Raw genomic sequence first — 1,700 nt, 5'->3', positions numbered from 1 at the left:
TTCAGCGACCGGGCGCCGATGATCTCCGCCACCTCGTCGTCGAACAGGTCGCCCCGCCCGATGACGTGCCGCGAGGCGTCGACGCCCGCGTCCTCCATCAGCCGGAAGATCGTCCGCCGCTGGTGCGGCAGCGCCAGCGAGACCACGGTGCCGGACTGCCCGGCCCGCGCGGTCCGCCCGGAACGGTGCAGATAGTCCTTGTGGTCCCCGGCCGGGTCCACGTTGAGCACCAGGTCGATGCCGTCCACGTGGATACCGCGGGCCGCCACGTCGGTGGCCACCAGCACCTTGATCTTCCCGCCCTTGAAGTCCTCCAGGGTGCGGGTCCTGGCGCCCTGCGTCATGCCGCCGTGCAGCGCGTCCGCGCGCACCCCGGACTCGCGCAGCTGCTCGGCGACCCGGTCGGCGCCCAGCTGGGTGCGCACGAACACGATCGTGCGCCCCTCGCGCGCCGCGATCGCCGCCGTCAGCGGGGCCTTGTCGCGGGGCTTCACCACCAGCACGTGGTGGCTCATGGTGGTCACCGCGCCCTGCGCCGCGTCCACCTCGTGGCTGACCGGGTCGACCAGGTAGCGCTTGACGAGGCTGTCGATCTCGTTCTCCAGGGTGGCGGAGAACAGCATCCGCTGGCCGCCCGGCGGCACCAGGTCGAGCAGTTCGGTGACCTCGGGCAGGAAGCCCAGGTCGGCCATCTGGTCGGCCTCGTCCAGGACGGCGACCTCGATGTCCTCCAGCGAGCAGGCCCCGCGCGCGATCAGGTCGCGCAGCCGGCCCGGGGTGGCCACCAGGATGTCGACGCCGCGCTCCAGGGCGTAGATCTGGTTGCCCATGGAGGTGCCGCCGCACACGACCTTGAACCGCAGGTTCAGCTCGTGGCCGTACGGCTCCAGGGCGTCGGAGACCTGCATGGCCAGCTCACGGGTGGGGGTGAGGATGACCGCGCGGGGCCGCTTCTTCTCGGTACGGCCGCCGGCCAGCCGGGCCAGCGTCGGCAGACCGAAGCTGAGGGTCTTGCCGGAGCCGGTGCGGCCCCGGCCGAGGATGTCGTGGCCGGCCAGCGCGTCCGGGATGGTCGCGGCCTGGATGGGGAACGGGGTGGTCACGCCGTTCTCGGCGAGCTTGCGCACGACCGGCTGCGGGAGCCCGAGGTCGGCGAAGGTGGTCGTCGGCTCATCCAGCGGCAGGATGGCGTCGGCGGTTGTTACGGACATGCGAAATGAGACCCTTCCGGAGTCTTGGTCGGCACGCGCCTTAGCTCCGTAGGTGCTCACGACCGCCTGTCTTTGCGGTCAGCCACGGCTTGACGAGGAACGCGCCACACGGCGCGCTGTGATCGGGCGCCGGGCAAGTGGGATCAAACGATCTACAAGCATACGCACCGCACCGGCGCGAACGCAAACGGCGCTCACCCCTCCCCGTCCGGATCGGGACCCGGCCCCGGACCCGTGCCGGGTTCCGGCTCCGGCTCGGTCTCCGGCGGGGAGGGCTCCTGGCCCGTTGGCTCGGGGGCCGGCGGCGGGGCGGGCGGGGCCGGCGGCGGGCTCGGCTCCGGGTCGGCGGGCGGCGGCGCGGCGCCGCTGGGGGTGGCGGCCGGGCCCGGCCGCCCGGCGGGCGGTGCAACGGGCGCGTCGGGGGGCACCGGTGGCCGGTCTCTTATACAAAAATCAGAGCCCACGAGACAGTTTAACATCTCGTATTCC

General features: G+C 72.5%; 1 protein-coding gene. It reads right to left on the bottom strand.

What is annotated here, in order from left to right:
* The coding region (locus ACFV5N_RS27635; RefSeq protein ID WP_385605221.1) for a DEAD/DEAH box helicase at positions 1–1,211 on the bottom strand (1,211 nt) is incomplete at its 3' end.
* Positions 1,212–1,700: the final 489 nt, after the last annotated feature.

The organism is Streptomyces sp. NPDC059853 (assembly GCF_042731495.1).
Taxonomy (GTDB): Bacteria; Actinomycetota; Actinomycetes; order Streptomycetales; family Streptomycetaceae; genus Streptomyces.
Note: the sequence above shows the minus strand (reverse complement) of the source record. Positions and strands in the feature narration are given on the sequence as shown.